The following is a 24952-nucleotide window of genomic DNA, read 5'->3' as shown; positions in this document are numbered from 1 at the left end:
TTAGAGTCCATGAAAGCAGTTGTCTTTCGTGGCAGTCAACACAAGAGCGACTTCTCATGGCCATTCTCCGCGCATGCTGGTTCGTTCTGGCGCTGCTTCTCAGTGCTCCCGTCTGGGCCTACCAGACACGTGTCGTGTCGATCCCCAGCGCCGCAATGGAGCGCTCGTTCGACGCGACCGTCGTCTTGCCCGACGACTACGCACGCGGCAACCACGCCGCGCGCTTTCCGGTGATCTATGTGCTGCACGGTTCGGGCGGCAGTTATGCCGACTGGACCTCGAACACCCGCATAGGCAAGCTCGCCGACCGCTATCACGTTGTGCTCGTGATGCCGGACGGCGGACACGAGAGCTGGTATATCGACAGCCCGTTCGATCGCAGCAGTCGTTATGAAACGTATGTGGGCAGCGAGGTCGTGTCGTATATCGACATGCATTTCCGCACGATCGCCACGCGCGAGGCGCGCGCGATCACGGGTTTGAGCATGGGCGGTTTCGGCGCGCTGCGCATCGCGCTGGACCGGCAGGAGACCTTCGGCGCGGCCGGCAGCATTAGCGGCGCGGTCGATCCGCGCAACTGCGAAGACGAGCCCGGTATCGATCACGTGTTCGGCGATCCCGCGCGGCACGCGTCGTTCTGGAACAGTAATGCGATCGTGGATAGCGCACAGGACTTCGAACGAGCCCATATCGCGCTGACCATCGACTGCGGCGTGAGCGACTTCTTCGTGCAATCGAACCGCACGCTGCACGAGAAGCTCGTCGAACTGGGCGTGCCGCACGATTACGCAGAACGTCCAGGCGGCCATACGTGGTCCTACTGGTCGAACTCGATCCGCTACCAGGTGCTCTTCTTCGCCACGGCGTTCCAGCGCGCCGGCTGGCATCCGCAAGTGGTGTGACGCATCACGAAGCGCGCGCTTTTCCTGCGCGCGCGTGTTTGCCAACGACTTTTCAACCTCATTCCGTCACACCATTTCCCGAGAACCCCTGCCCGGTCTCGGGCACCGCGCTTGCTGTCATGATCCTGCAGGGGCGGGCGCGTCGATCCGTCCTGCTCAACCAGATGCCGGGCATCAGGCGACCGCACGCGGCGCCGGGGCGCGGCGACCACCCTTGAGCCGGTTCGCACCGGATGCAGGAGGACGTCATGCTTCAATACGCTGTCATTTTCTTTATCATCGCGATCATCGCGGCCGTGTTCGGTTTTGGCGGCATCGCGGCGGGTGCGGCATCGATCGCCAAGATCCTGTTCTTCATCTTCCTCGTGATCTTCCTCGTCACGTTGGTGCTTGGCGTCGTGAGACGGGGCTGATCAACGAACCCCCTTTGTGCAGTTGAATCGCAGCCCGCTCGTGCGGGCTGCGTTTTTGTATTCGACAGCTGCGTCCGGATACTTCGTATGACGAATTAAATAATCTCGCTGGCAGCCTGATGCATCACGCGATCGTATCGACCACGCCGCCGTCCACGCGCAAGGCCGCGCCCGTGGTTGCGGACGCCTCTTTCGAGCACGCGTAGACGATCATGTTCGCCACTTCCTCCACGCTCGCCGCGCGCCGGATGATGGAAGAGGCGCGATGCGTCTGCACGAACTGCGCGGCGACTTCCTCGACGGATTTGCCCGAAGCGGCCACTTCGTCCTTGAGCATGTGCGTCACGCCATCGGAGAGTGTCGGACCCGGCAGCACCGAATTGACTGTGACGCCCGTACCCGCAAGGCGCTTGGCGAGGCCGCGTGCGAGCGCGAGTTGCGCGGTTTTCGTCATGCCGTAGTGGATCATGTCGGCGGGAATGTTCAATCCCGATTCCGACGAGATGAACACGATGCGCCCCCAGCCGCGCTCGACCATGGCATTCGCATAGGCGCGCGAGAGCCGTACGCCCGACATCACGTTCGTTTCGAAGAAGCGCAGCCACTCGGCATCGGAAATCTCGAAGAAGTCCTGCTGCTGAAACACACCGAGATTGTTCACGAGGATGTCCACCTGCGGATGCGCTTTCATGAGCGCGTCGCATCCCTGGGCACTGGAAAGATCGCCGACGAAGCCCTGCACGCGCGCGCCGGGCGCAGCGGTACGCAGCGCCGCTTCGGCTTCGCGCACGTTTTCGGTGTGACGGCTGCTGACGATCACGTCGGCGCCCGCGAGCGCGAGGCCCTTGGCCGCGGCAAGGCCGATGCCCGCCGCCGAGCCGGTGACGAGCGCGAGTTTTCCAGTCAGATCGATTTTCATGCGGGCTCCTCGAGGAGAAGGCTGGCCACGCTTGCGAACGCCCATTGAACGTGTGTCGAACGTTCTGGACGCAACGTCGCGCGCGGCCATCGTGAAGGGAACGGGCAGTGTACTGCGCAGGCGCTCCGGATGCGTTCTGAGGCGTCTCACGCACCCATCGCCGGATCGCTCACGCTGTCCCTGCCGGTTTCCACCCGGCCCGCGAAGCGCCTTAGCACGCCGTTCTCCGCGCTCAGCGTGAAGTCGTACCAGCCGCCCGAATCCGCGAGCGCCCAGTTCGACTGAACCTGCTCGCCGGCGCGCAACGCGTAGGTCCAGGGGCCGTCGCTGCGGTAGGCATTGGCCGCCAGGCTCACATTCGACGCCGCGCTCGCGCGGTTCGCGATGCTCAGCACGAGCGCATTGCTCGCGGCGTCGTAGCGCACGCGCACTTCGGGATTGGGCCCATGCGCCGCCGCGCGCACGTTGCCCTCGAAGGCGCGATGGAAACCGTTCGGGCCAAGCACCCACAGCCGGTATGCACCGTCGTCGGCGGCGCTGGGCGTCCACGTGTCGCGCAGGGTCTTGCCGGCTTCGACGGTGTAGCGGCGCGGCGACCTGTCGAGATGAAGCGTGTCGTACACGTGAAAGACGGCGCCGGTTTTGCCTTCGTTGCCGAACTCCAGTTGAACCTTGTGATGTCGCCCATCGACGCTCGCATCCACGTCGAGGCGGTACGGCAGCGCGCGCGAGGGCCGCGCCTTGCGCGCCTGCTGCGGCAGGGTCTGCATGTCGGGCTGCGGCACGGGCACGGGCTTGAGCGCGTTCTGCTGCTTGTTCAACGCATCGGCGTCGGCCTTCGTGGGCGCGGAAAACGCCTGCACGGGCTTTTCGTTCGGCGTGCTGAAGTTGAATGCCGAGGTGAGATCGCCGAATACCGCGCGCCGCCACGGGCTGATATTCGGCTCGCGCACGCCGAAGCGCGCCTCGATGAAGCGCAGCACCGACGTGTGATCGAAGACTTCGGAGTTCACATAGCCGCCCGTGCTCCACGGCGAGACGACGATCATCGGCACGCGCGGCCCGGGCCCGAACGGCAAGCCGTCTGGCTTGACCGGCTTGCCGTCGCCGGGCGGGTTCGGCATGGTGAAGTATTCGTGGCGCGTACTGGCCGTGGATTTGCCTGCATACTCGCCGTCCTTGATGGGCGAGGGCGGGCAAGGCGGCGGCATGTGATCGAAGAAGCAATCGTTCTCGTCGAAGTTCACGAAGAGCACGGTCTTGCTCCAGACGTCCGGGTTGCGCGTCAGCGCTTCGAGCAGCTTCTGGAGATAGTAGGCGCCCTGGCCCGGTGTCGAAACGGCAGGGTGTTCGGAATAGGCCTGCGGCGCGATGATCCAGCTCACCTGGGGCAGCTGGTTCGCCGCGATGTCGTCATCGAGCGCCTGCAGGAAGCCGCCATCGGGCATGGTATTGCCGACGCCCTTGTAGAGCGGCTCGCGTGCGTCGAGTGCCTCGGTCCACGGCACGTTGGGCGAGCCTTCGATCGTCTCGAGCACCTTGCGATAGCTCGCGAATCCGATGAGCGGATTGTCGGTGTAGTTATCGGGCTGGTTTTCGTAGACCTTCCACGTCACGCCTGCGGCCTGCAGGCGTTCCGGATAGGTCGTCCATTTCAGGCCCGTGGACGGCGCGCCGATGTTGTCCCAGCCATTGTTGTCGACCACGGCATAAGGGGAGGCCGTGGGGCCGTTGGTGCCGGTGAACAGAAAAAGCCGGTTCGCATTGGTGCCGCCGTGCAGCGAGCAATAGTAGGCATCGCAGATCGTGAAGGCGTTGGCGAGCGCAAAATGAAACGGCAGGTCGGAGGCCTGAAAGTAGCCCATCGAGGCATCGCCCTTGAACTTGGGCCAATGCGTCATGCGGCCGTGGTCCCAGGCCGCGTGGGCGTCGGCCCAGTTGTGCGCGCCGCCCGCGAGCAACGCGTTGCCCTTGCGGCTGTCCAGGTAGAACGGCAGCAGCGTGCGGGTGCCGTCGCTCTGTTGCCATACATTGGCGCCGTCGGGCAGGGGAATCGTGATGCGGTCCGAGAAGCCGCGCACCCCGGGCAGCGTGCCGAAGTAGTGGTCGAACGCGCGGTTCTCCTGCATGAAGACGACGATATGCTGCACGTCTTCAATCGTTCCGGTTGCGTCGTTGGCAGGAATGGCCAGGGCCCGCTGGATGGCGGGCGAAGCCAGGGTGAGCGTCGCGCCCGCGGCGGCGGCGCGAAGGAAATCACGGCGGTCCATCGAAGTCATGGTGGGTTCGCGTTGTTGTCGTTGTGCTCGCGACCATTAGCATGACACGTTGGCGCCGCCGCGGGTGCTCGATGAACGGTTGCGGGTGCGCGTGCGCGCCCTTTAGAGCTTCACGCCGCCGGTCTCCGGCGGCTCGCGCCCCGGCTCGTCCAGCGACAGTCTCGCGGCGTCGTCGCTCCAGTACGGCTCCCGGCCGTAGTACTGGTGCACGGAACTGGCCCAGGTGCGATCGGCCATCGAGGGCCATTCGTCTTTGTCGAAGCCCGGTGCGTTCTTTACGCGCTCGGAGTTGAGCGCAATCACGAAGCACTTGCGTGCCGCGTCGAGCGTGAGGGCATTCCACGGCACCGCGAGCAGTTTGTCGCCGATGCCGAGAAAGCCGCCGCTCGACATCACCATGTAGGCGATGCGTCCGCTTTCCACGTCGAGCATGATCTCCTTGACCTTGCCGACTTCGTCGCCGTCCGAACTCATCACGCGGTCGCCGTCCAGCGTACTGGCCGCCATCACGTCGGGGCCGGGGCCACGCGTGTCCGACTGGTCGCGGCCGACGATACGTGCACCGTCGCGTGCGTCGTCGCCGCTGGGCGACGCTGAACCGATCGGGGTTTGCGAGTAGGCCATGATGTTCTCCTTGTTCACGATGAAACACGCACGCCGGGGGTCTCCCGCGCGCGGCGCGCGCCGGTTATGCAGCAGATTGCGCAAGTTGAGGGCGCACCCATGCGCCCTGGCGGTCGTGGTGGCTCGAAGGAAGATTCAGCGGCTCTTGCCGCCGCCGTCCAGGCCGGCGCCTTTGCGCCACACTTCCTTGCCTTGCTCAGAGAGCTCGCCGCTGCTGCGGGTGGCGTCGGGCTCGGTGCCGTGTACGGCCATATCGCCGCCTGGCGGCTCCGTCGCCCCTTTCTTCTCGCGCTTGCGTTGCGCCACACGCTCGTCGTGCGAGCGGCCTGCGTATTCGCTCATTTCGACCTCCCTCGGTTATGCGCATCGCATCACGACGCAATGCGGCTAGGGTTCGATCCCGTGCCGGCCTCGAAATGGACCGGCCACGCCGATTCCACAGCATCGGTCATGCCGTGGCGCGCGAGGCGCGGCGATCGACCGACAACCGGTCAGGATGCCGAATCAAGGAAACGCCCGCGAACCGCCGCGTTGGGCGCCCCGGTGTCGCGTCAGTCGCTACAACGAGGATGTAAATCGTTCATGCGGCGCAGGAGGCAGGTGGCTCGAGCCTGTCAGGGCGTGGCGACCCGATGGAGGATGTCGAGCAGCTGCGAAACCGCGAAGGGCTTGCGCAGGAAGCCCACGACGTCGGCGTCGGGGGGCAGGGTGACGAGCGCGGAGACGAGTACGAGCGGCACACCCGCGAGCTTGCTGCTGCGCCTCATTTCGCGCATGAGGGAGAGACCGTCCATGCGCGGCATCATGCAGTCGGAGATCACGACATCGGGAGGGTCGTCGAGCGCGCTTTGCAGGGCATCCGAACCGTCTGCGGCAGTTCTGACCCGATAACCTTCCTGCCCGACCAGTTCCTTGAGCGCGTCGAGCGCGTTCGTGTCGTCGTCGACTAGTAGTACGGTAGCCATACGTTTCTTGCGTGAGCGGCCCGGCCGATCGTGGCGGCTGGGCCTTTGTTCTTCGCGATCGCGTCGCGGCGGGCCGAGGGTGTCCGGCGGCCGTCCCGCAGCGCGCAATTTCTGTTCCCGCGGCGCGCAATTGCGATCCGCGCTCGGCATCGTCGCCGTTTCGTTCGTCATCCTTGCGTCGCCGCGCCGCGTTGCGCGGTCGAGCCGCGCGCGCCCAGTTGCGCCGCGACGATGAGTGCCGAGACTTCGGCAAAGCTGCCGAACGCCTCGTCGGGCAAGCGGCGCAGGGCGTCGATCACGTCGCGCGGCGCGCCGCTGCGCTCGGCGGTTTCGATCAGCGTGGCGGGGTGTGCGGGCCAGGTGACGCGTTCGAGGGCGTGCAGCACGCGATCGCTCAGCGCCTCTGCGTTCGAACGCGCCTCGTCAGGGGTGTCAGATCGTGCGGCCTCGCAAGCGGAAGCAGGCTTCATCGGCTCCTCCTTCGAAGATCGCGACGCCTCCCGCAGTTGCCGTTCCCGGCGCCCATTACCTGTGCGCGCCGTGCACCGTGGTTACAGGCTGAGAGAGGACGTGGCCGCGCGCGCGTCCTCCCGGGCAATCGGGCGGCCGTTCAGGCGGGAAGCTTGTCGGCGAGCACGTCGGCGCGGCGGATCTGCGGCGGCGCGGCCAGCAGTTCGCCTGCGCGCGCCATCAATGCCGCGGCCACCTGGCCGTTCAGATGCGCGCTGCGGCCGGCTTCGTCGTCGAATGCGTCGAAGATCGCAAACGTCGTGGCGTCGAAGCGCACGCCGAACCAGGCCGGCGTGCCGGGCTCCGCATCGACCAGCGGCTTCGCGCCCGCGAGAAATGCCGCGAGTTCCTCTTCCTTGCCGGGCTGCGCGTGCAGCTCGACGTACAACGCATGCTGGGTCATGACATGGCTCCTGTTACGTCGTGGCGTCAAAGGCATGGTCGCGGTCCTGCGGGGCGTTCGTCAAGCGCCGGGAGGGTGCGGCGGGTTTTTCCCGCCTGCCGCGTGAGAATTACGATTCGTAGTCCAAATAGAGCCCGGGGGGTTTCATGGTTTTGTCTGACTACGCCGGGGGCACCGGCGCACTTCGGCCGGCCAGCCATGCGGTTTTGAATAAACCTTCTACACGCGGCCAGGGCGAATGTTTTTCAAATTGATGCCGTAAACTCAGGCATATCTTCAGACCACGCCGTACATGCTAGATCCGGTCAATATCCTTCTCGTCACGGTGCTTTCGAGCATCATGAGCCTCGCCATTCTCGGCTCGCTGCGGCCTGCGGGTATTCCCGGTGTCGGGCGGTGGATCGGCGCCTATTGGATGGCCAGCGTGGCGCTCCTGCTCGCGGGCCTGCAACGGCTTGGTTTTCCCATCCTCACCGTGTTCGTTTCGAACACTTTGCTGGCGCTCGCCGTCGTGCGGCTGCTCGAGGGCTGCCGTCAGTTCTTCGGGCTCAAGCCGCGTGTGCCGCTCGCCTACGCGGGAACCGTTGCGCTCGCAATGGGTATTGTGTGGTGGTATTGGGTCACGCCCAGTCTCGGCGCGCGCGTGGCCGTCGTCTCCGCGTTTCATGCGGCTATCTACGCGTCGCTCGGCTGGCTCTCGCTGCGTTGCCGCCCGCCTGAGCGCCCCGTGTACAGCTATCGGTTCGTGACCCTCGCGGCGTGGCTGGGCGCGTTCGCGCACGCGCTGCGCGGGGTGATGTACGGCAGCGGCTTCGTGAAGCAGTACGGGCTGCTCGACTTCACGCCGCTCAACGTCGCGTGGCTCGCGCTCGGCATTCTCGTGCTGCCTTCGCTTTCGATCGGCATGGTCCTGCTCGCGCACGATCGCATGGCCGAGCGGCTCGAACGCCTCGCGAACCAGGACGAGCTGACCGGCGCACTCACGCGCCGCGCCTTTCTCGCTCAGGCGAACGCGTCGCTCGAAGCCGCGCGCGAGAAGGGCCAGCGGGTCGCGTGCGCGATTGTCGATATCGATCACTTCAAGTCGATCAACGACCGCTACGGGCACGCCACAGGCGACCGCGTGCTCGCGCAGTTCTGCCGCGTCGTGAAGGGCGGCGTGCGCGTGGAGGACTTGTTCGGCCGCCTCGGCGGCGAGGAATTCGCGCTGCTCTTCGTGGGCATGACCCGCGACGATGTCGTGACGCGCCTCGATGAATTGCGCGTGTTGACGCTCTCCGTGCGCCGCAGCGCCGACGCTCACGCCCGCGAATCCGGCGAGGAGCCCCACGACGGCCTGACGTTCAGCGCCGGCGTGGATGAACTGCAGGCGCAAGACTCGCTCGCCACGTTGATGGCGCGCGCCGACGCCGCGCTATACGTCGCCAAGTCACGCGGGCGCGACCGCGTCGTGGCCATCTGACGATTCCGTCGGTCTCCTCCACGCAATCTATGCGTGGTGAATCAGCGCTCGCGCCCTTTCGCGGTGCGACGGGCAATCCTTGTCGAAACTCCATGCGCTACGCATAGTTGCGCAATGCGAGGCGCTTAACAGCGCTGTTTTTAAACGATAATTATCAATGGCGCGACTGACGTTGCGTGCAGCGTGAAGGCGCTTTCGCTGCATGACGTGCATGTCCAGGTGGCCTGCGTGGCGCGCCTCAAAAATTTTCGGGCGGGCGTTTCTTCCCTTGTAACCAGTGGCGATCAAGCGAAGCGGGATTCGTGCGGATACGAAGGCGCCTGCTCCCGGCGCCCCGCGCCCGCATTGGTTTTCTCTCGAGCGCGCTCTGGCGCCGCCGGCCGTGACCACTCCCCGCCGCGCGCCGCGACTCACGCGCTCGCCAGTCATTGCATCACCCACATTCATAAGTCCGCTGCCGGAATGCGCACGTCAGGCCTCATCGCGCGTGTCGTTTCGTTGCGGGCACATTACGGGCCTGCCTTTCGGAATCCTTCCTGACCAGACAAGTCGCCTCCGGGGCCGGCCTTTAACCACAAGGAGCCTGAGATGAAAGTTGGCAGCAACTGGCGTAACGCACATAACAACGACGCGGCATTGCCCGCATTCCTCGCAGCACGTGTCGATCGCTACTACACCGAGCGCGTGCAGGAAAGCTGGGCCGGGGGGCACATCATGAAGGGACGTGTTGCCGATGCGGATGCCTTGCACCTTTCGAGTAATGACTACCTCTCGATTGCACGCCACCCCGAGATTCTCGATGCAATGTGCATGAGTATCCGCTCGGAGGGCAACGGGCTCCTGATGTCCGGTGTGTTCCTGCACGGCGACGACTGCCCGCAGCTCGCGCTCGAAGACCGCTTCGCGTCATACATGGGGGCCGAAGCGAGCGTGCTGTGCCAGTCGGGTTTTGCCGCGAATACGGGGCTGATCCAGTCGATCGCCAATGCGCAGACGCCGGTGTACGTCGACATGATGGCGCATATGTCGCTGTGGGAAGGCATCCGCAGCGCCGGTGCGCGGGCGATTAGTTTCTTCCACAACGATGTTGATCACCTCGAGCAGCGCATCCAGCGCTACGGGGCCGGGATCGTGATCGTCGATTCGGTGTACAGCACGAACGGCAGCGTGGCGCCGCTCACGGCGATCGCCGAAGTGTGCGCCGAGCACGACTGCGTGCTGGTCGTCGACGAGTCGCATTCGCTCGGCACGCACGGCCCGCACGGTGCGGGCATGGTGGCCGAGCTCGGGCTCATCGACCGCGTGCATTTCCGCACCGCGAGTCTCGCGAAGGCGTTTGCCGGGCGCGCGGGCATCATCAGCTGTTCGCGGCGTTTTCAGGAGTATTTCAAATGCGAGGCGCTGCCCGCCATTTTCAGCTCGACGCTGCTGCCGCATGAAACGGCGGGTCTCGCGGCGACGCTCGACGTGATCGAGCGCGAAGACTGGCGGCGTGCGCGTGTCGCGGCCAACGCGCGTTACGTGCGCTCACGGCTGGCCGAGCTTGGCTACAACCTGAACGGCAGCGAAACGCAGATCATCGCGCTCGAAGCCGGGCCGGAGCCGCAGACGATCGTGCTGCGCGACGCGCTCGAGGCACGCGGCATTTTCGGTTCGGTGTTCTGTGCGCCCGCCACGGCGCAGAACCGCTCGCTCGTGCGGCTCTCGCTCAATGCGGCGCTGTGCGAGGAAGAACTGGAGCGGCTCGTCGAAGTGTGCGCGGAGATTCGCGACGAGGTGCAGATGTGGAACTGGCCGTCCACGCGCCGCAACGAACGCAACGCGGGCCGTGCGCGCATGCGTCTGCCGCAGGCCGTGGTGAACATGCCGATGGTGGCCGTGGCGGCCTGAGCCGTGCGCGATTGAGGCGGCGTGGAGCGAGACAGCGGTAGCGTGGGGTGCGCCCGGCTATCAGGGCGAGTCCCACGCCGCCTGGATCTCGCGGTCCAGCTGGTCGAGATGCCGGTCGTAGGGCAGCACGTTGTCGAGCGCGAGCCCCGCCGGCTTCTTCACCACGGCGTAGAGATAGCGGCGGTCGCCGTGAAACTCCGATGCGGGGTGCATATACGGCTGCCATTCCGCGCACTGTGACGGGTAATAGCCTTCCGTGCGCCAGAAATAAGGCAGGCTGCGACGGCTGTCGAGCTCGGCGAGGAAGCCTGTGGGCGCACCTTGTTCGACGGCGATTTCGCGCACGCCGCGCAGCGATTCGTCGGTGTGAATGACGAGCAGATACGCGGTGCCGACACCGTCGAACATCAGGAGTCCGTGCGGTTGATACGAGAGATAGTGCTCGACGATGCCCAATGAATCGGCAATGCCCTTCACGTGCGCGGCGAGCGCATGGTCCTTGAGGAAGGCATATTCGGAAACGGCGAGCGCGTCGAGCACCGTTCTGCAGCAGCGGTCGAAATACGCACGCTGCATATCGTCGATCGCCCGGTTCAGCGTTTCCACCGCATCGACTTCATGCTTGCGGATGAAGCGGTCGATCAGCCCTTCGTTGAAGCTCTTTACGGCCACGTGCTCATCGGCTTTGCCGGTCAGCACGATTTTCCTGATCGACGGGTCGGTAATGCGGCGGCAAAACTCCATGCCATTGAGTTCGGGCATGTCGTAATCGACCACCACGACCGAAACCGACTCGAAGCGCGAAGCGTTATGTACGAGACTACGTATCGCATCGACGCGCATGGCGATGACCTGGTGCGCATCGTTTTCTTCCGTGCGGTCCAGATAGGGACCGAAGATAGGCTCCGCCGCGCGGTCGTGAGGCGTACGGCCATTGAGGAACTTCAGCGCCTCGTAGGGCGAACTGAACAGGCGGAAGGCCAGGTCGGGGTCGAGTTGCAGGCTCAGGTTCGAAAGGAACGCGGCGCTGTCGTCGACGAAGGCGACGGTGGTCGGATAGGAGAACGGCTGAATGGCTTTCGTCATGGCGCAGGGAATGTCAAAACGAACTCGGTGTATTCGCCTTTTACGGAAGAGCAGGTGATTGCTCCACCCATCGCTTGCATGACATCGCGGCAGAATGCCAGCCCGATTCCTGCTCCGAGCGTCACGTCATCGGTGGCGGTTGTCGAAGTATAAAAGCGCGTGAAGATGTGCGGCAATACCTCAGGGGAAATACCGGTGCCCGTATCGCTGAAAATCAATCGATTGGCCCTTTGCCCTGATTCAAGACGAATCAAAATCTGCGCGCCTTCGATGCTGCCCATATGCCGGAAGGCATTTTTGAGCAGATTGAAGAGCACGTGAACGGTTAGCATTTCAGATCCGTGGAACTCGAAATCGGGGCGCAGATTGCAGATTACCCGGCGCCGGTCGCCTTCGCGAAACGGAAAACGCGCGAGCGCGGTTTCCACGCAATGTACGATCGAACATAGCGTTGCGTTTTGCATGTTGCCGCCCGTGAAGCGCGCCGTGGCGAGCAGCATGTCGATGATCGCATTCGAATGCAGTGCTTCCTGTTCGATGCGGCCTACCACGCCTTGCAGGGAATGCAGATGCGCCACGCGTATCTTGGGCACCGGCAAGCGGCTGCGCTGGGCGAGTTGATAGGTGTCGAGCAGCGCGGGCAAATAGCGCATGAGGCCCGCGGCGCCCACGCGGATCGCCACGAGCGGCGTGCGCAGTTCGTGCGCCACACTGCCCGCCGTGGCCAGCATGGCGCGCTCCTGTTCGATCTGAATGCGGTCCTGATCGTAATTGGCCACCGCGCCGATCGCCACCGCAAACGAAAAGATCGCCAGATGCGTGAGGTAGTTCGGCCCGAGCACGATGGGGTAGGTGGTGAGGCAGTACGCGATCACCGCGAGGCTGATGCCCACGAGGAACTGCAGCACGAGCATGAGCCAGTCGAGCAGCAGCACCATCACGAACGCCGCGATCAGCGCGCTTTCCACCCACACTTCGTTGCCGTTGTTCTTGAGCAGCATGAACGTGAAAAAGAACGGCAGTGCGTAGAGCGTGCAGAAGTACCAGTACCACGGCAGCAGCTTTTTGAGCGCGGCGGGCCAGCGCTCGAACGCCAGGATCGGTATGAACAGAAACGAGCCGATCAGGCGTAGCGTGAGATTTTCATACGGCTGAGGAAAGAGGTCTTTCCAGACGTAGTAGTAAAGCGGGAAGCCCACGCTCGCTACCACGGCGAGCGGGCGCATGCGGCGCTTCACGTATTGCAGGTTGCGCAGCGCGGGCGCGAAGGCGCGCACGAAGCGCGGACGCATCGACGCCCAGGCTCGCCTCAGTCGCACCGAGGTTCTTGAAACGTTCATCAGGATGGAATCGCTCATCGTTCTGGCCGGCGCGCGTGATCCGGCCGGTCTTCTTGCGTCTCGCTTTTTTTGGTGCCCGTTCTGCCGTTGGGTTCGCGTGGTCGGACCCCGTCTCCACCCCGCAAAGAAAGACAATATCACCAAAGGATTGCCGCGATGAGGCGGGTTTGGCCCTTAGTTCGGCCTGCGATGGGCTTCGGCGCCGCGTTGACGGGGGAATGTTATGCGCGGTGCATCGATTCGCCCCTGTCTGGAGGCGTTCGATGGGCGCTGGAGGGTCCTGCGGGGGCGCTGGGGTGTGTTCAGGCCGTGGGCTTGCGTGGTGCGGAAACGAATTGCTCGATGATGTCGTTCAGGGGCTGCGGCGCGTCGCGATGCGGGGAATGGCCGCCCTGCGCGAGCGCGTGGACGCGCGCGTGCGGCACGGCCGCGCCGATCGCTTCGACTTGCGCCATGGTGCCGTAGTGGTCGTCGAGCGCCTGCACCGCGAGCAGCGGCACGCGTATCGACGCCAGCTCGCCGACGATGTTCCAGGACCGGAAGGCGGGATCGAGCCAGATATCGTTCCAGCCGTAGAATGCGGAATCGACATCGTCGTGATAGCGCGCGAGCTTTTCGCGCAAGCGGGTCGTTTCGTACGCAACCTTCGCCTCGCCGATGCTGTCGACCGAAATGTCTTCGACGAACACGTGCGGCGCAATCGCCACCGCGCCCGCGAGTGCTTCGGGGAAAGCGGCGGCGTAGAGCAGGGCGATGGAGGCGCCGTCGCTATGACCGATCAACCACATGCGCGCGCGGTCGGCCGCGCCCACGCCAAGCGAGTCGAGCAGCGCGGGTAACACGTCGCGCGCCTGCGCCGACATGAAATCGACCGGCCATTTCACGCCTTGCGCGCGTGGTGTGGAACGACCGTAACCCGGACGCGAATAAACGAGCCCGCGCATGCCGAGGCGCTCGCAAAGCGCGGCGGGCCAGTCTCTCCACATCGCGATCGAGCCGAGACCCTCGTGCAGGAACACAGCGAGCGGCGCGTCGCTGGCGGCCGCGGCGATCCAGCGATATTCGATGCGCAGCGCATCGCGCGTGGACGTGGCGGGCAGATCGGCGAAATCGCTTTCGTTCATGGCGTTTGTCACTGTCACGACTGAAACTGCTGACGCAGCCGGAAACGCTGGATCTTGCCGGTCGCGGTCTTGGGCAGATCGTCGACGAACAGAATGTCGCGCGGATACTTGTGCGGCGCGAGCCGCGTTTTCACGAATGCCTTCAACTGCTCGGCCAACGCGTCGTGCGCGGTTTCCATGGCTGTTTGCTTGAGGACGACGAACGCGCAGGTCTTCACGAGCCCGCCCTGATCGACGCCGATCACGGCCGCTTCGAGCACGGCTTCGTGCTGCATGAGCACCATCTCCACTTCGATGGGCGAGACATACTGGCCGCTCACCTTGAGCATGTCGTCGCTGCGGCCCGCATAGACATAGGCGCCGCCTGGCAGGCGCCGGTACTTGTCGCCGCTCCTCACCCAGTCGCCGAGGAAGGTCGCGCGCGACTTCTCGCGATTGCACCAGTACATCACGGCCGCGCTCGGTCCGCGGATGAAGAGGTCGCCGATCTCGCCGTCGGCCACGAGCGCGCCGGTTTCGTCGCGCAGTTCGATTTCGTAGCCCGGCACGGGGCGGCCCGTGGTGCCGTATTCGACCGCGCCTGGCCGGTTCGAGAGGAAGATGTGCAGCATTTCCGTGGAGCCGAGGCCGTCGAGAATGTCGCTGCCGAAGTGCTCCCTGAAGCGCTCGCCCAGTTCGCGCGGCAGCGCTTCGCCCGCGGAGGTGCACACGCGCAGCGCGACGTCGGCGCGTGCGGGGAGATTGGGTGAGGCCATCATGCTCGCGTAAAGCGTGGGCACGCCGTAGAACACCGTGGGCCGATGCTGCACGAGGCGCGCGAAGACGGCGCTGGCGGTGGGGCGTTCGGCCATCAGGATCGTGGTCGCGCCGACCGAGAGCGGAAACGAAAGGCCGTTGCCGAGGCCATAAGCGAAGAACAGCTTGGCTGCCGAAAATACGATGTCGTCTTCGCGTATGCCGAGTATCGGCTTCGCGTAAGTCTCGACGGTCCAGTAGAGATTGGCGTGCGTATGCACCGTGCCTTTGGGCTTGCCCGTCGATCCCGACGAGTACAGCCAGAACGCGATGTCGTCACAGCCCGTTTGCGCGGCGCGCGGGGCGGGCTCGGCGCGTGCGATCAGATCGGCGAGGACGTGTTGGGGTTCGTGCGGGAGCGACTGTGAAGCAGCCAGAGAAGCAGGCTGCGAAACGATTAACTGGCAGTCCTCACATTGTGCCTCGGCCAGCGCGGCACTCACGGCGGGCAGCACCGCGCCCGAGGCGATCGCCGCGCGCGCACGGCTGTGCGTGAGCATATACACATAGTCGGCCGGCGTGAGCAGCGTGTTGACGACCACCGGCACGATGCCCGCATAGAGCGCGCCGAGAAACGCAATCGGCAGCTCGACGGTGTCGAGCATCACGAGCAGAACGCGCTCTTCCGTGTGGACGCCCAGCGCGCGCATGGCGGCCGCGAAGCGGCGGGCCTGCGTTTCGAGTTCGCCGTAGTTCAGCGCGAGCGTGTCGTCGATATAAGCAGTCTTCGCGGCGCGCGCGGCGTTGAGCGAGAACAGGTGCGAGGCGAAGTTGAATAGCGCGGGCGGCGGCGCGGCCGCGGCGTGTTCCTGCGACGCTGCTGGGATGGGCACGGTGTTGTCTCCGCTCAGTCTGATTCGATCCGATTTGTCGTCGATCAACCTTTTCGCGGAAAATTAGCCGTTAGCAAAATGCATGTCAAGCACTATAGTACACAAACACGGGTTCAGGGATTCCCTAAGATGAAGCAAACTTACATTGCCGAGCCGCCGGCGGAAGCCGCCGACGACGCCTCGCGCGGCGAGCGCACCGAACGCGATCCGTTCCTGACCGCCATGGGCGAGCGCGTTCGCATGCTGCGCGCGCGGCGCGGCATGACGCGCAAGACGCTGGCGGCGGAAACCGGGCTCTCGGAGCGGCATCTGGCGAATCTGGAGTCCGGGGTGGGCAATGCCTCCGTGCTGGTGTTGCGGCAGATCGCGACCACGCTGAACTGCCCGCTCGCCGAGGTGATCGGCGACGTCACGACTTCGTCGGCGGAATGGCTGCTGATCCGCGAGTTGCTGCAGGGGCGCGATCCGGCGGCCTTGCAGCGCGCGCGCGTGGCGCTCGCCGAGATGTTCTCGCACACGAGCGCCGACCCGCACCGCAACGAGCGCATCGCGCTCATCGGCCTGCGCGGCGCGGGCAAGTCCACGCTCGGGCGCATGCTCGCGCAGGAGCTGAAGGTGCCGTTCGTCGAGCTGACGCGGGTGATCGAGCAACTGGCGGGCTGCCCCCCTTCGGAAATCCATTCGCTGTATGGCGCGAGCGCTTATCGCCGCTACGAGCACCGGGCGCTCGAGGCCGTGATCGCGGAGCACCCGCGCGCCGTGATCGCCTCGCCGGGCGGCCTCGTTTCCGAGCCCGCCACGTTCAATGTGCTGCTCGCGCATTGCTTCACCGTCTGGCTGCAGGCCGCGCCCGAAGAGCACATGCGCCGCGTCGTGGCGCAGGGCGACCTGCGGCCCATGTCGGGCAACTCGGGCAACAGCGAGGCGATGGACGACCTCAAGCGCATCCTGGCCGGCCGCAGCGAACTCTACGGCCGCGCCGACATGACCTTCGACACCAGCGAAAAGACGCTCGCCGACGCCTATCTGCAACTGCGCGACCGGCTTGCCGCCCGGCTGGCCGCGGAGGCGCCCCGCATCGAGTGAGGGGCGGGCGCGGATTAGGGCATCGCGGGTTTACCCCTTTCATGCATTAAAATGCATTAATGTGCTTTACATGAGCAATCTATTGCACTATCGTTCATTGAAACGATGTGTAGACAGGAGACGCTCATGGCCGCAGCCGAAACCGCCGTCGCCCCGCAGCGGGTCGATTACCGCACCGATCCCTCGCAGTACCGGCACTGGAAGCTCACGTTCAACGGCCCGGTGGCGACGCTCGGTATCGACATCGCCGAGGACGGCGGCATTCGCGACGGCTACAAGCTGAAGCTGAACTCGTACGACCTCGGCGTCGATATCGAACTGCACGATGCCCTCCAGCGCATCCGCTTCGAGCATCCGGAAGTGCGCACGGTCGTGCTGACCAGCCTGAAGGACCGCGTGTTCTGCTCGGGCGCCAACATCTTCATGCTCGGCCTCTCCACTCACGCCTGGAAGGTCAACTTCTGCAAGTTCACCAACGAAACGCGCAACGGCATGGAAGACTCGTCGCGCCATTCGGGCCTGAAGTTCATTGCGGCCGTGAACGGCGCGTGTGCCGGCGGCGGCTACGAACTCGCGCTCGCGTGCGACGAGATCCTGCTGGTGGACGACCGGTCGTCGTCGGTGGCGCTGCCGGAAGTGCCGCTGCTCGGCGTGCTGCCGGGCACGGGCGGCCTCACGCGCCTCACCGACAAGCGCCGTGTGCGCCACGACCGCGCCGATATCTTCTGCACCGTGGTGGAAGGCATTCGCGGCGAGCGCGCGAAGGCCTGGCGCCTCGTGGACGATGTCGTGAAGCCGAACCAGTTCGGCCAGGCGGTGCAGGCGCGCGCGCTCGAGCTGGCCGCCGCGAGCGATCGTCCTGCAGACGCGCGGGGCATTGCGCTCCCGCGCATCGAACGCGTGGAGCACGACGGCGGCTTGAGCTATGCCACCGTCGATGTCACGATCGACCGCGCGAAGCGCACCGCGACGTTCACGGCGAAAGCGCCCGCCGCGGCGCCTGTTTCGGATATCGAAGCAATCGTCGCCGCCGGTGCAACGTGGTGGCCGCTGCAGTTCGCGCGCGAGCTGGACGACGCGATTCTCTCCATGCGCACCAACGAGCTCGACATCGGCACGTGGATTCTCAAGACCGCAGGCGACGCCCGCACCGTGCTCGCCGCCGACGCCGCGCTGCTCGCGCACCGCGACCACTGGTTCGTGCGCGAGACCATCGGCATGCTGCGCCGCACGCTGGCGCGCATCGATATCTCTTCGCGTTCGCTGTTCGCGCTGATCGAGCCGGGCTCGTGCTTCGCCGGCACCTTCGCCGAACTCGCGTTCGCCGCGGACCGCACGTACATGGCCGCGCTGCCCGCGAACGAAGACGAAGAACCGGGCATCACGCTCTCGGAAGCGAACTTCGGCCTCTACCCGATGGTCACGCATCAATCGCGTCTCGCGCGGCGCTTCTATGAGGAAACCGAACCCCTCGATGCCGTGCGCGCGAAGATTGGCGAAGCGGTCAAGCCGGTCGAGGCGGAGCGCCTGGGCCTCGTGACGGCCTCGCCCGACGACATCGACTGGCCCGACGAAATCCGCCTCGCGCTGGAAGAGCGCGCGGTCATGTCGCCCGACGCGCTCACGGGCCTGGAGGCGAATCTGCGCTTCAACGGGCCCGAGACCATGGAAACGCGCATCTTCGGCCGGCTCTCCGCGTGGCAGAACTGGATCTTCAACCGGCCCAACGCCGTGGGCGAGAAAGGCGCGCTCAAGGTGTACGGCAAGGGCAGCAAGGCGCAGTTCGACGTTGCCCGCGTTTGATAGCCGTCTCTGCCAAGGCGTTTGCCACAAGGAACCGCAATGTCCACGATCAATTACAGCGAAAAGATCCCGAACAACGTCAACCTCGCCGACGACCGCGCGCTGCAGCGCGCGCTCGAACAGTGGCAGCCGAACTTCCTCTCGTGGTGGGGCGACATGGGGCCCGACGGCTCGCACGGCTACGACGTCTACCTGCGCACGGCGGTGAGCGTCGACGCGGGCGGCTGGGCGCACTTCGACCACGTGAAGATGCCGGACTATCGCTGGGGCATCTTTCTCACGCCGGGCGACGCGGATCGCAAGATCCATTTCGGCGCGCACAAGGGCGAGGCGGCGTGGCAGGACGTGCCCGGCGAGCACCGCGCGAACCTGCGCCGCATCATCGTCACGCAAGGCGACACGGAGCCCGCCTCGGTCGAGCAACAGCGCCATCTCGGCCTCACCGCGCCTTCCATGTACGACCTGCGCAACCTGTTCCAGGTGAATGTGGAGGAGGGCCGGCACCTGTGGGCGATGGTGTATCTGCTGCATCGCTACTTCGGCCGCGACGGTCGTGAGGAAGCCGAAGCATTGCTGGAGCGCCGCTCGGGCGACGACGACAACCCGCGCATTCTCGGCGCGTTCAACGAGAAGACGCCCGACTGGCTGGCGTTCTTCATGTTCACGTACTTCACCGACCGCGACGGCAAGTTCCAGCTTTCGGCGCTGTCCGAATCCGGCTTCGACCCGCTCGCGCGTACGACGAAATTCATGCTGACCGAAGAGGCGCATCACATGTTCGTCGGCGAGTCGGGCATCTCGCGCGTCGTGCAACGCACCGCGCAGGTCATGAACGAGCTGAAGACCGACGACGTGAACCGTTTGCGCGCCGCGGGCGTGATCGACCTCGAAACGATCCAGCGTTACCTGAATTTCCACTACTCGGTGACGATCGACCTGTTCGGCGCCGATCACTCGTCGAATGCCGCGACCTTCTACAGCTCGGGTCTGAAGGGGCGCTACGAAGAGACCAAACGCGACGACGACCACCAGCTCGAAGGTCAGCAGTACCGCCTGCTCGATGTGCAGGACGGCAAGCTCGTGGAGCGCGAAGTGCCGATGCTCAACGCGATGAACGAAGTGCTGCGCGACGACTACATCAAGGACTCGATTGCGGGTGTGAACCGCTGGAACAAGGTGCTGGAAAAGGCTGGCATCGATGTTCGCCTCAGCGTGCCGCACAAGGCCTTCAACCGCCAGATCGGCACCTTCGCGGGCGTGCGCGTGTCGCCGGACGGGCGCGTGATCGGCGAGACCGAATGGGCCGCGAACCAAGCGAAATGGCTGCCCACCGCGGAAGACCGCGCCTACGTGGCCTCGCTCATGGGCCGCGTAATCGAGCCAGGCAAGTTCGCCAACTGGATCGCGCCGCCGGCCATGGGCATCAACCGGCAGCCCGTCGATTTCGAATACGTGCGCTTTAACTGAGGGGAGCGGCGGCGCGCAGCCACGCGTTTGCGCGCCGCGGTGGGAGACAATCATGAACGGTCCGCTACCCGTGGAAATTCTCAGGCAACACCTGATCGATCCTGAAATCTGCATACGCTGCAATACGTGCGAGGAAACGTGCCCAGTCGACGCGATCACGCACGACGGCACCAACTATGTGGTGAAGGCCGATGTCTGCAACGCCTGCATGGCGTGCGTGCCGCCTTGCCCGACCGGCGCGATCGACAACTGGCGCAACGTGCTCAAGGCCGAGACGTACAGCATCGACGAGCAGTACACGTGGGACGAGCTGCCCGCGCAGAATCCATCGTTGGGGGCGCCAGTCGTTGCGGCGGAAACGGGCGATGCGGCGAGCGTTGCACAAGCGGCGCCGAATGCCGCCGATGCGCCTGTGGGCGGCTCCGACATGGTGCGCGGCTCGACCGTGCCGCCGTGGTCGGCGGCGCGCCCCTATGTCCAGCTCTACACGCACAAGGCGCCCACCACGGCGACCGTGGTCGGCAACTATCGCCTCACCGACGACGCCACCGAAAGCGACATTCATCACATCGTGCTCGACTTCGGCGCCATGCCGTTCCCGGTGCTGGAAGGCCAGTTCGTCGGCATTCTGCCGCCGGGCGCGACCCCTGAAGGCCGGGCCCATCATGCGCGCCAGTATTCGATTGCGAGCCCACGCGATGGCGAGCGCCCCGGCTACAACAACGTTTCGCTCACGGTGAAGCGCGTGACGCGCGATCACAGCGGCAACGCCACCGACGGCGTGTGCTCGAACTATCTCTGCGATCTGAAGAAGGGCGACGTGGTGACCGTGATCGGGCCGTTCGGCAATACCTTCCTCATGCCGAATCATCCGAACTCGCATCTGCTGATGATCTGCACGGGCACCGGCTCCGCGCCCATGCGCGCGATGACCGAATATCGCCGCCGCCGCAGGCTCAAGGGCGCCACCGGCAAGCTCATGCTCTTCTTCGGCGCGCGCACGCAGCAGGAGTTGCCGTACTTTGGACCGCTGATGAATCTGCCGAAAGATTTCATCGACACGAACCTCGCCTTCTCACGCACGCCGGGCCAGCCGCGGCGCTACGTGCAGGACGCCATGCGCGAGCGCGCCGTGGACGTCGCGCAACTGCTCAAGGACGACAACACACACGTCTATGTTTGCGGATTGAAGGGCATGGAAGATGGCGTGCTGCAGGCGCTCCAGGAAATCGCCGAAAAACACGGCATGGGCTGGGAGGCGTTGTGGGATCGACTCAAGCGGGAAGGCCGTCTGCATCTCGAGACGTATTGAAACATCCGGCGCAGTGAAGCGAGGCCTGAATCGAAACGGGTGAGAGGCTCGCGATATTTTAAGCACGATCGTTCGAAAGGCGTTACGATGGCGCATCGTACAGGCGTGCACAGTCGCGAAGAGACGCGCGCCATAGACGGAGATCGCCTCGATGAACCTCGTTGCTGAAATGCCCGCCGGCCTGACCGGCGTCGAACAGTTGCAGCGCATGCTGCACGGGAGCCGTGGCCCGGCCATTGGCGAAACGCTTGGCTTCAGGCTGGTCGAAGTCGAGGAGGGCCGCGTCGTGTTCGAAGGCACGCCCGGTCTGCACGTGTACAACCCCATCGGCACGGTGCACGGCGGTTATGCGGCCACGTTGCTCGATTCCGCGTGCGGGTGCGCCGCGCACTCGCGGCTCGGCGCGACTCAGGGCTACACCACGCTGGAGCTGAAGGTCGCGTACCACCGGCCCATGACCGCCGACACCGGCACCGTGCGCGCAGAAGGGCGCGTGCTCAGCATCGGCCGCCGCGCGGCCTTCGCGGAGGCCAGCATCACGGATGCGCAGGGCAAGCTCTACGCGTCCGCCACTTCCACCTTGCTCGTGTTCGACCGCTGACGCAGCGCGAGCGATGCATGAGCGGCGCGCGCTAGATCGCCGCGCGCGCCTTGTCCTCGATGAGCCGCACGAGCGTCTGCAGCATCCGGTTCGCGGGCGTGGGCACGCCGAGCGCCGCGCCGCGTTGCACGACATAGCCGTTGAGATGATCGATCTCGCTGACCTTGCCGCGCGCGAGATCCTGCGCCGTGGACGAGTATTGGCCCGGCATGGTCTGCGCGATGCGCGTCACGGCGCTGTCCATGTCCGGCGGCAGCGTCACGCCGTCGGCCTGCGCGACGGCCATGCATTCGCCCACGATATCGCGCATCGTCTCGCTCACGCCCGCCCCCTTCACGAGACGACCATAAGGCAATTGCGTGATCGCCGAGAGCGCGTTGTACGCGCAGTTCACGATCAGCTTCGCCCACAGCGCGCCGCGCACATTCGGTGAGATTTCCGTGGGCACGCCCGCGTCGATGAGCGTGCGCGCAACGGCGTTGCTCGCTCGCGAAGGCTCGATCACCAGCTCGCCGCGGCCGTGATGGCGTACGTGGCCCGGCCCCGCCATCTCCGTGGCGACATAGACCACGGCGGCCGCCACGTCCTGCGGGATCACGGTGCGCAGACGCTCGGCGTTATCCGCGCCGTTCTGCAGCGTGAGCACGAGCGTGGCGGCGCCCAGGTGCGGTTTGAGCGCGGCGCCCGCGCTTTCGGTGTCGGTCGACTTCACGCAGAACAGCACGAGGTCCGCACCCGCCACGGCGCCGGCTTCGGTGCTGGCCGTGAGATGCGGCGCGCCGATGCGCTCGTCGAACTGCTGCGCTTCGAGGCGCAGCCCGTCGCGTGTAATGGCCTCGACATGCTGGGGCCGGCCGATCAAGACCACATCGTGTCCCGCGCGCGCGAGCATGCCGCCGTAAAAGCAGCCTACTGCGCCTGCGCCCATGACGGCGACTTTCATTTGCGTCTCTCCTGTGTGGCGTGCTTCGTTGCCTGAAATGTCCCGCGGCGTGCCGGTGCGCTCAGCGCAGCTCGAAGCCGAGCGCGTTGAGCGCGTCGCGCAGGCGGTCGCGGCCGTGCAGCGACTCGCGGCTGCGCCAGCGCGCGAGCGATCGCACGGTCCAGCCTGCCGCGCTCAATCCCTGGGCGGTCTGGAAGCCGCCCATGACTTCGTCGTAGCGGGCAATCGCGGCCGCCTGCGAAGGCGCGTCGTATTGCTCGCGGTGGAGCACGACCTCCTGCGGCAGGCGCGGCTTCACATCCGCAGGGCGGGTTTCGTCGGGATAGCCCACGCACAGGCCGAATACGGGGAGCACGCGCGGCGGCAGGCCCAGTTCCGCGGCGACCTGTTCAGGCTGATTGCGGATGCCGCCGATATACACGGCGCTCATGCCGAGCGATTCGAGCGCGACCACGGCGTTTTGTGCGGCGAGCGCCGCGTCGATCATGCCGACGACCAGCGTCTCCATATAGTGCAGACCTTCGACGCTCGCCCCGCTGCGCGTGCCAGCCGCTTCGAGGCGCGAGAGGTCCGCGAGCCACACGAGAAAGAGCGGCGCGGCGCGAACGTGCGACTGGCCGCCCGCAAGCTCGGCGAGGCGCGCCTTGCGTTCGGGGCTTTCGATGGCAACCACGCTCCACGTTTGCAGGTTCGACGAGGTCGAGGCCGATTGCGCCGCGGCGATCAGCGTTTCGAGCGTGCCAGCGGGCAGCGGACGGTCCGCGTAGTTGCGCACCGAGCGGTGCGCGAGCAGCGTGTCGAGCGTTTCGTTCCAGGCCGGCAGCGGCGCGGACCACGGCGTGCCATAGCGCGCTTCGAGCGCGCGCACGGCATCGGCGAGATCGGCAGCGGGGCGTGCGGGCGTGGTGACGGTGGACATCGGGTTTCTTCTCCGGCAAATGACAGTGGGTTCGTGGCGCTGAAATTCGGGGCGCCAGGCGCCGTATGGTACATGGCCCGGGCGATCGGCGCAGGCGTTCATCGGCACGGGCCCACGGACCCACGGGCGCGCCAGCAGAGTTCGTGCGTGACCGGTATCATCGAAGGCTGCGCATGCGTTCGAAAGCGACCTGCTTCGTGCGGCGGCGCCATCTTCCGCGTTCCCCTGTCTTCGGCAGCCCTGTCTGCCCCTTCTTCCGGGAGGCCTTCCCATGTCCGTTGATTCCCCGAATGCGTCGCCGGTCTGGTTCGTGACCGGCTGTTCGACCGGTTTTGGCCGCGAGCTCGCCCGCGCGGTGCTCGCGCGCGGCTGGCGTTGCGTGGCGACCGCGCGCAACAAGGCGTCGCTCGACGATCTCGCGCCCGAGGCCGGCGACTGCCTGCTGCCCGTCTCGCTCGACGTGACCGACGCCGCGCAAATCGACGCCGCCGTCGCGACCGCGCAGAAGCAGTTCGGCGCGATCGACGTGCTCGTCAACAACGCGGGCTACGGCTATCAGAGTTCGATCGAAGAGGGCGAGGAGCGCGAGATCCGCGCGCAGTTCGACGCCAACGCGTTCGGCCTGTTCGCGCTCACGCGCGCGGTGCTGCCGGGCATGCGCGCGCGCCGCAAGGGCCACGTCATCAACATTACGTCGGTGGCGGGGCTCGCGGGCTTTCCGGGTTCTGGCTACTACGCGGCCTCGAAGCATGCAGAACGCCATTATATACCGACGCAAACCCAGGCCCAGCAAGGCTTTGCGGCTCTCGCCTGAATAGCGGCTCACAGGGCCGCCGAAGGGCTTCAGGGTGTCTTTGTACCAACCAGGGGCCGCGAGAGCCGCCAGCGTCGAATCTTCCCCCATGCCGCCGCTTCTGGAGCTTCCCGCTACCTGCACCCCATTGCGCGGTGATGGGTTCGCTTTTGTCCGTAATGGCCGCTTCGAAAGTTTCATCCGGCACCTGTGCAAGCTCCTGCCATTGCGACGATTGTTTTTTGCTGATACCTGAATCGGCCAGTCTCGGCGTTGCCTTAGATGGTGCCGCGCGGGAACCATCTAAGGCTGCTCCCTTGCCACCATACTCACCGCCGCTTGCTTTCGGCATTGCATGCAGGAGCTTGCCCGCCTGCTTCTCGGCCCGCACCCGGATTTCAGCGGCAGTGCGCTCGGCTTCGAAGTTTTGCGCCTGGCGTGCGTACACCTCAAGTGCCATGGCATTCTCGCAAGCTGTTGCCA

Annotated in this window: 23 protein-coding genes; 10 read left to right on the top strand and 13 right to left on the bottom strand. The window is 65.4% G+C overall.

The window, feature by feature from the left end; genetic code table 11:
* Window positions 1-56: 56 nt before the first annotated feature.
* Window positions 57-902, top strand: coding sequence for an alpha/beta hydrolase (locus AB4Y42_RS01745; RefSeq protein ID WP_368693193.1), 846 nt, complete (start codon window positions 57-59; stop codon window positions 900-902).
* A 248-nt stretch (window positions 903-1150) separates the two neighbouring features.
* Entirely contained in the window at window positions 1151-1315 is a 165-nt protein-coding gene (locus tag AB4Y42_RS01740) for a DUF1328 family protein (RefSeq protein ID WP_028210724.1), read from the top strand.
* 124 nt (window positions 1316-1439) lie between these two features.
* Here the strand turns inward: AB4Y42_RS01740 and AB4Y42_RS01735 are convergent, their stop codons facing one another.
* The 7 genes from AB4Y42_RS01735 to AB4Y42_RS01705 all read right to left on the bottom strand — a co-directional run bounded on the left by AB4Y42_RS01735 (window position 1440) and on the right by AB4Y42_RS01705 (window position 7015).
* Window positions 1440-2234 (bottom strand): SDR family NAD(P)-dependent oxidoreductase, encoded by a 795-nt coding sequence (locus AB4Y42_RS01735; protein WP_368693192.1) that lies wholly within the window; start codon window positions 2232-2234, stop codon window positions 1440-1442.
* Between the two features lie 146 nt (window positions 2235-2380).
* Window positions 2381-4513, bottom strand: coding sequence for a phosphocholine-specific phospholipase C (locus AB4Y42_RS01730; RefSeq protein ID WP_368688189.1), 2133 nt, complete (start codon window positions 4511-4513; stop codon window positions 2381-2383).
* A 102-nt stretch (window positions 4514-4615) separates the two neighbouring features.
* Window positions 4616-5137, bottom strand: coding sequence for a PRC-barrel domain-containing protein (locus AB4Y42_RS01725; protein WP_368693191.1), 522 nt, complete (start codon window positions 5135-5137; stop codon window positions 4616-4618).
* A gap of 135 nt (window positions 5138-5272) precedes the next feature.
* Window positions 5273-5479 (bottom strand): hypothetical protein, encoded by a 207-nt coding sequence (locus AB4Y42_RS01720; RefSeq protein WP_368688191.1) that lies wholly within the window; start codon window positions 5477-5479, stop codon window positions 5273-5275.
* A gap of 272 nt (window positions 5480-5751) precedes the next feature.
* Window positions 5752-6102, bottom strand: coding sequence for a response regulator (locus AB4Y42_RS01715; RefSeq protein ID WP_342918663.1), 351 nt, complete (start codon window positions 6100-6102; stop codon window positions 5752-5754).
* Window positions 6103-6269: 167 nt separating this feature from the next.
* Window positions 6270-6572 carry a DUF2795 domain-containing protein gene (locus AB4Y42_RS01710; protein WP_368693190.1) on the bottom strand — a complete coding sequence of 101 codons (303 nt, stop codon included), beginning with the start codon at window positions 6570-6572 and terminating at the stop codon, window positions 6270-6272.
* Between the two features lie 140 nt (window positions 6573-6712).
* Window positions 6713-7015, bottom strand: coding sequence for a putative quinol monooxygenase (locus AB4Y42_RS01705; RefSeq protein ID WP_368688193.1), 303 nt, complete (start codon window positions 7013-7015; stop codon window positions 6713-6715).
* A gap of 292 nt (window positions 7016-7307) precedes the next feature.
* On the opposite strand from AB4Y42_RS01705, the gene AB4Y42_RS01700 reads away from it, so the two are divergent.
* Both AB4Y42_RS01700 and cqsA read left to right on the top strand, forming a co-directional pair.
* A complete protein-coding gene (locus AB4Y42_RS01700) occupies window positions 7308-8477 on the top strand; it encodes a GGDEF domain-containing protein (protein ID WP_368693189.1) in 1170 nt (389 codons plus the stop codon).
* A 588-nt stretch (window positions 8478-9065) separates the two neighbouring features.
* A complete protein-coding gene (gene cqsA / locus AB4Y42_RS01695) occupies window positions 9066-10367 on the top strand; it encodes an alpha-hydroxyketone-type quorum-sensing autoinducer synthase (RefSeq protein WP_342918666.1) in 1302 nt (433 codons plus the stop codon).
* A gap of 60 nt (window positions 10368-10427) precedes the next feature.
* Here cqsA and AB4Y42_RS01690 read toward each other — a convergent pair whose 3' ends face one another.
* The 4 genes from AB4Y42_RS01690 to AB4Y42_RS01675 all read right to left on the bottom strand — a co-directional run bounded on the left by AB4Y42_RS01690 (window position 10428) and on the right by AB4Y42_RS01675 (window position 15545).
* Window positions 10428-11453, bottom strand: coding sequence for a response regulator (locus AB4Y42_RS01690; protein ID WP_368688195.1), 1026 nt, complete (start codon window positions 11451-11453; stop codon window positions 10428-10430).
* Window positions 11450-12811, bottom strand: a complete 1362-nt coding sequence (locus AB4Y42_RS01685) for a sensor histidine kinase (protein ID WP_368693188.1) — start codon at window positions 12809-12811, stop codon at window positions 11450-11452. Before AB4Y42_RS01685 ends, AB4Y42_RS01690 begins: the two co-directional genes overlap by 4 nt.
* Before the next feature lie 284 nt (window positions 12812-13095).
* The gene (locus tag AB4Y42_RS01680; protein WP_368688197.1) at window positions 13096-13917 is read right to left on the bottom strand and encodes an alpha/beta fold hydrolase; all 822 of its coding nucleotides are present in this window, start codon (window positions 13915-13917) and stop codon (window positions 13096-13098) included.
* Between the two features lie 14 nt (window positions 13918-13931).
* Window positions 13932-15545 (bottom strand): benzoate-CoA ligase family protein, encoded by a 1614-nt coding sequence (locus AB4Y42_RS01675; RefSeq protein ID WP_368693187.1) that lies wholly within the window; start codon window positions 15543-15545, stop codon window positions 13932-13934.
* A 129-nt stretch (window positions 15546-15674) separates the two neighbouring features.
* On the opposite strand from AB4Y42_RS01675, the gene AB4Y42_RS01670 reads away from it, so the two are divergent.
* The 5 genes from AB4Y42_RS01670 (at window position 15675) to AB4Y42_RS01650 (ending at window position 21814) form a co-directional block, all read left to right on the top strand.
* A complete protein-coding gene (locus AB4Y42_RS01670) occupies window positions 15675-16631 on the top strand; it encodes a helix-turn-helix transcriptional regulator (protein ID WP_133180285.1) in 957 nt (318 codons plus the stop codon).
* Between the two features lie 126 nt (window positions 16632-16757).
* Window positions 16758-18434, top strand: a complete 1677-nt coding sequence (gene boxC, locus AB4Y42_RS01665; RefSeq protein WP_368693186.1) for a 2,3-epoxybenzoyl-CoA dihydrolase — start codon at window positions 16758-16760, stop codon at window positions 18432-18434.
* Window positions 18435-18473: 39 nt separating this feature from the next.
* Window positions 18474-19901 (top strand): benzoyl-CoA 2,3-epoxidase subunit BoxB, encoded by a 1428-nt coding sequence (gene boxB / locus AB4Y42_RS01660; RefSeq protein ID WP_368688201.1) that lies wholly within the window; start codon window positions 18474-18476, stop codon window positions 19899-19901.
* A 52-nt stretch (window positions 19902-19953) separates the two neighbouring features.
* Window positions 19954-21213: a benzoyl-CoA 2,3-epoxidase subunit BoxA gene (gene boxA, locus AB4Y42_RS01655; protein ID WP_368693185.1), complete on the top strand. Its 1260-nt coding sequence runs from the start codon at window positions 19954-19956 to the stop codon at window positions 21211-21213.
* A 151-nt stretch (window positions 21214-21364) separates the two neighbouring features.
* Entirely contained in the window at window positions 21365-21814 is a 450-nt protein-coding gene (locus AB4Y42_RS01650; protein ID WP_368688203.1) for a PaaI family thioesterase, read from the top strand.
* A gap of 31 nt (window positions 21815-21845) precedes the next feature.
* Here AB4Y42_RS01650 and AB4Y42_RS01645 read toward each other — a convergent pair whose 3' ends face one another.
* Both AB4Y42_RS01645 and AB4Y42_RS01640 read right to left on the bottom strand, forming a co-directional pair.
* Complete coding sequence (locus AB4Y42_RS01645) at window positions 21846-22757, bottom strand: ketopantoate reductase family protein (protein ID WP_368693184.1); 912 nt, start codon at window positions 22755-22757, stop codon at window positions 21846-21848.
* A 61-nt stretch (window positions 22758-22818) separates the two neighbouring features.
* Window positions 22819-23676, bottom strand: a complete 858-nt coding sequence (locus tag AB4Y42_RS01640) for an NADPH-dependent oxidoreductase (protein ID WP_368688205.1) — start codon at window positions 23674-23676, stop codon at window positions 22819-22821.
* Window positions 23677-23947: 271 nt separating this feature from the next.
* Here AB4Y42_RS01640 and AB4Y42_RS01635 point away from each other — a divergent pair, with 271 nt between their 5' ends.
* The gene (locus AB4Y42_RS01635) at window positions 23948-24490 is read left to right on the top strand and encodes an SDR family NAD(P)-dependent oxidoreductase (protein WP_368693183.1); all 543 of its coding nucleotides are present in this window, start codon (window positions 23948-23950) and stop codon (window positions 24488-24490) included.
* Window positions 24491-24952 lie beyond the last annotated feature (462 nt).

Origin of the sequence: Paraburkholderia sp. EG286B (genome assembly GCF_040965655.1) — a bacterium.
Classification (GTDB): Bacteria; Pseudomonadota; Gammaproteobacteria; order Burkholderiales; family Burkholderiaceae; genus Paraburkholderia.
This window is presented reverse-complemented; position numbering and strand designations above follow the sequence as displayed.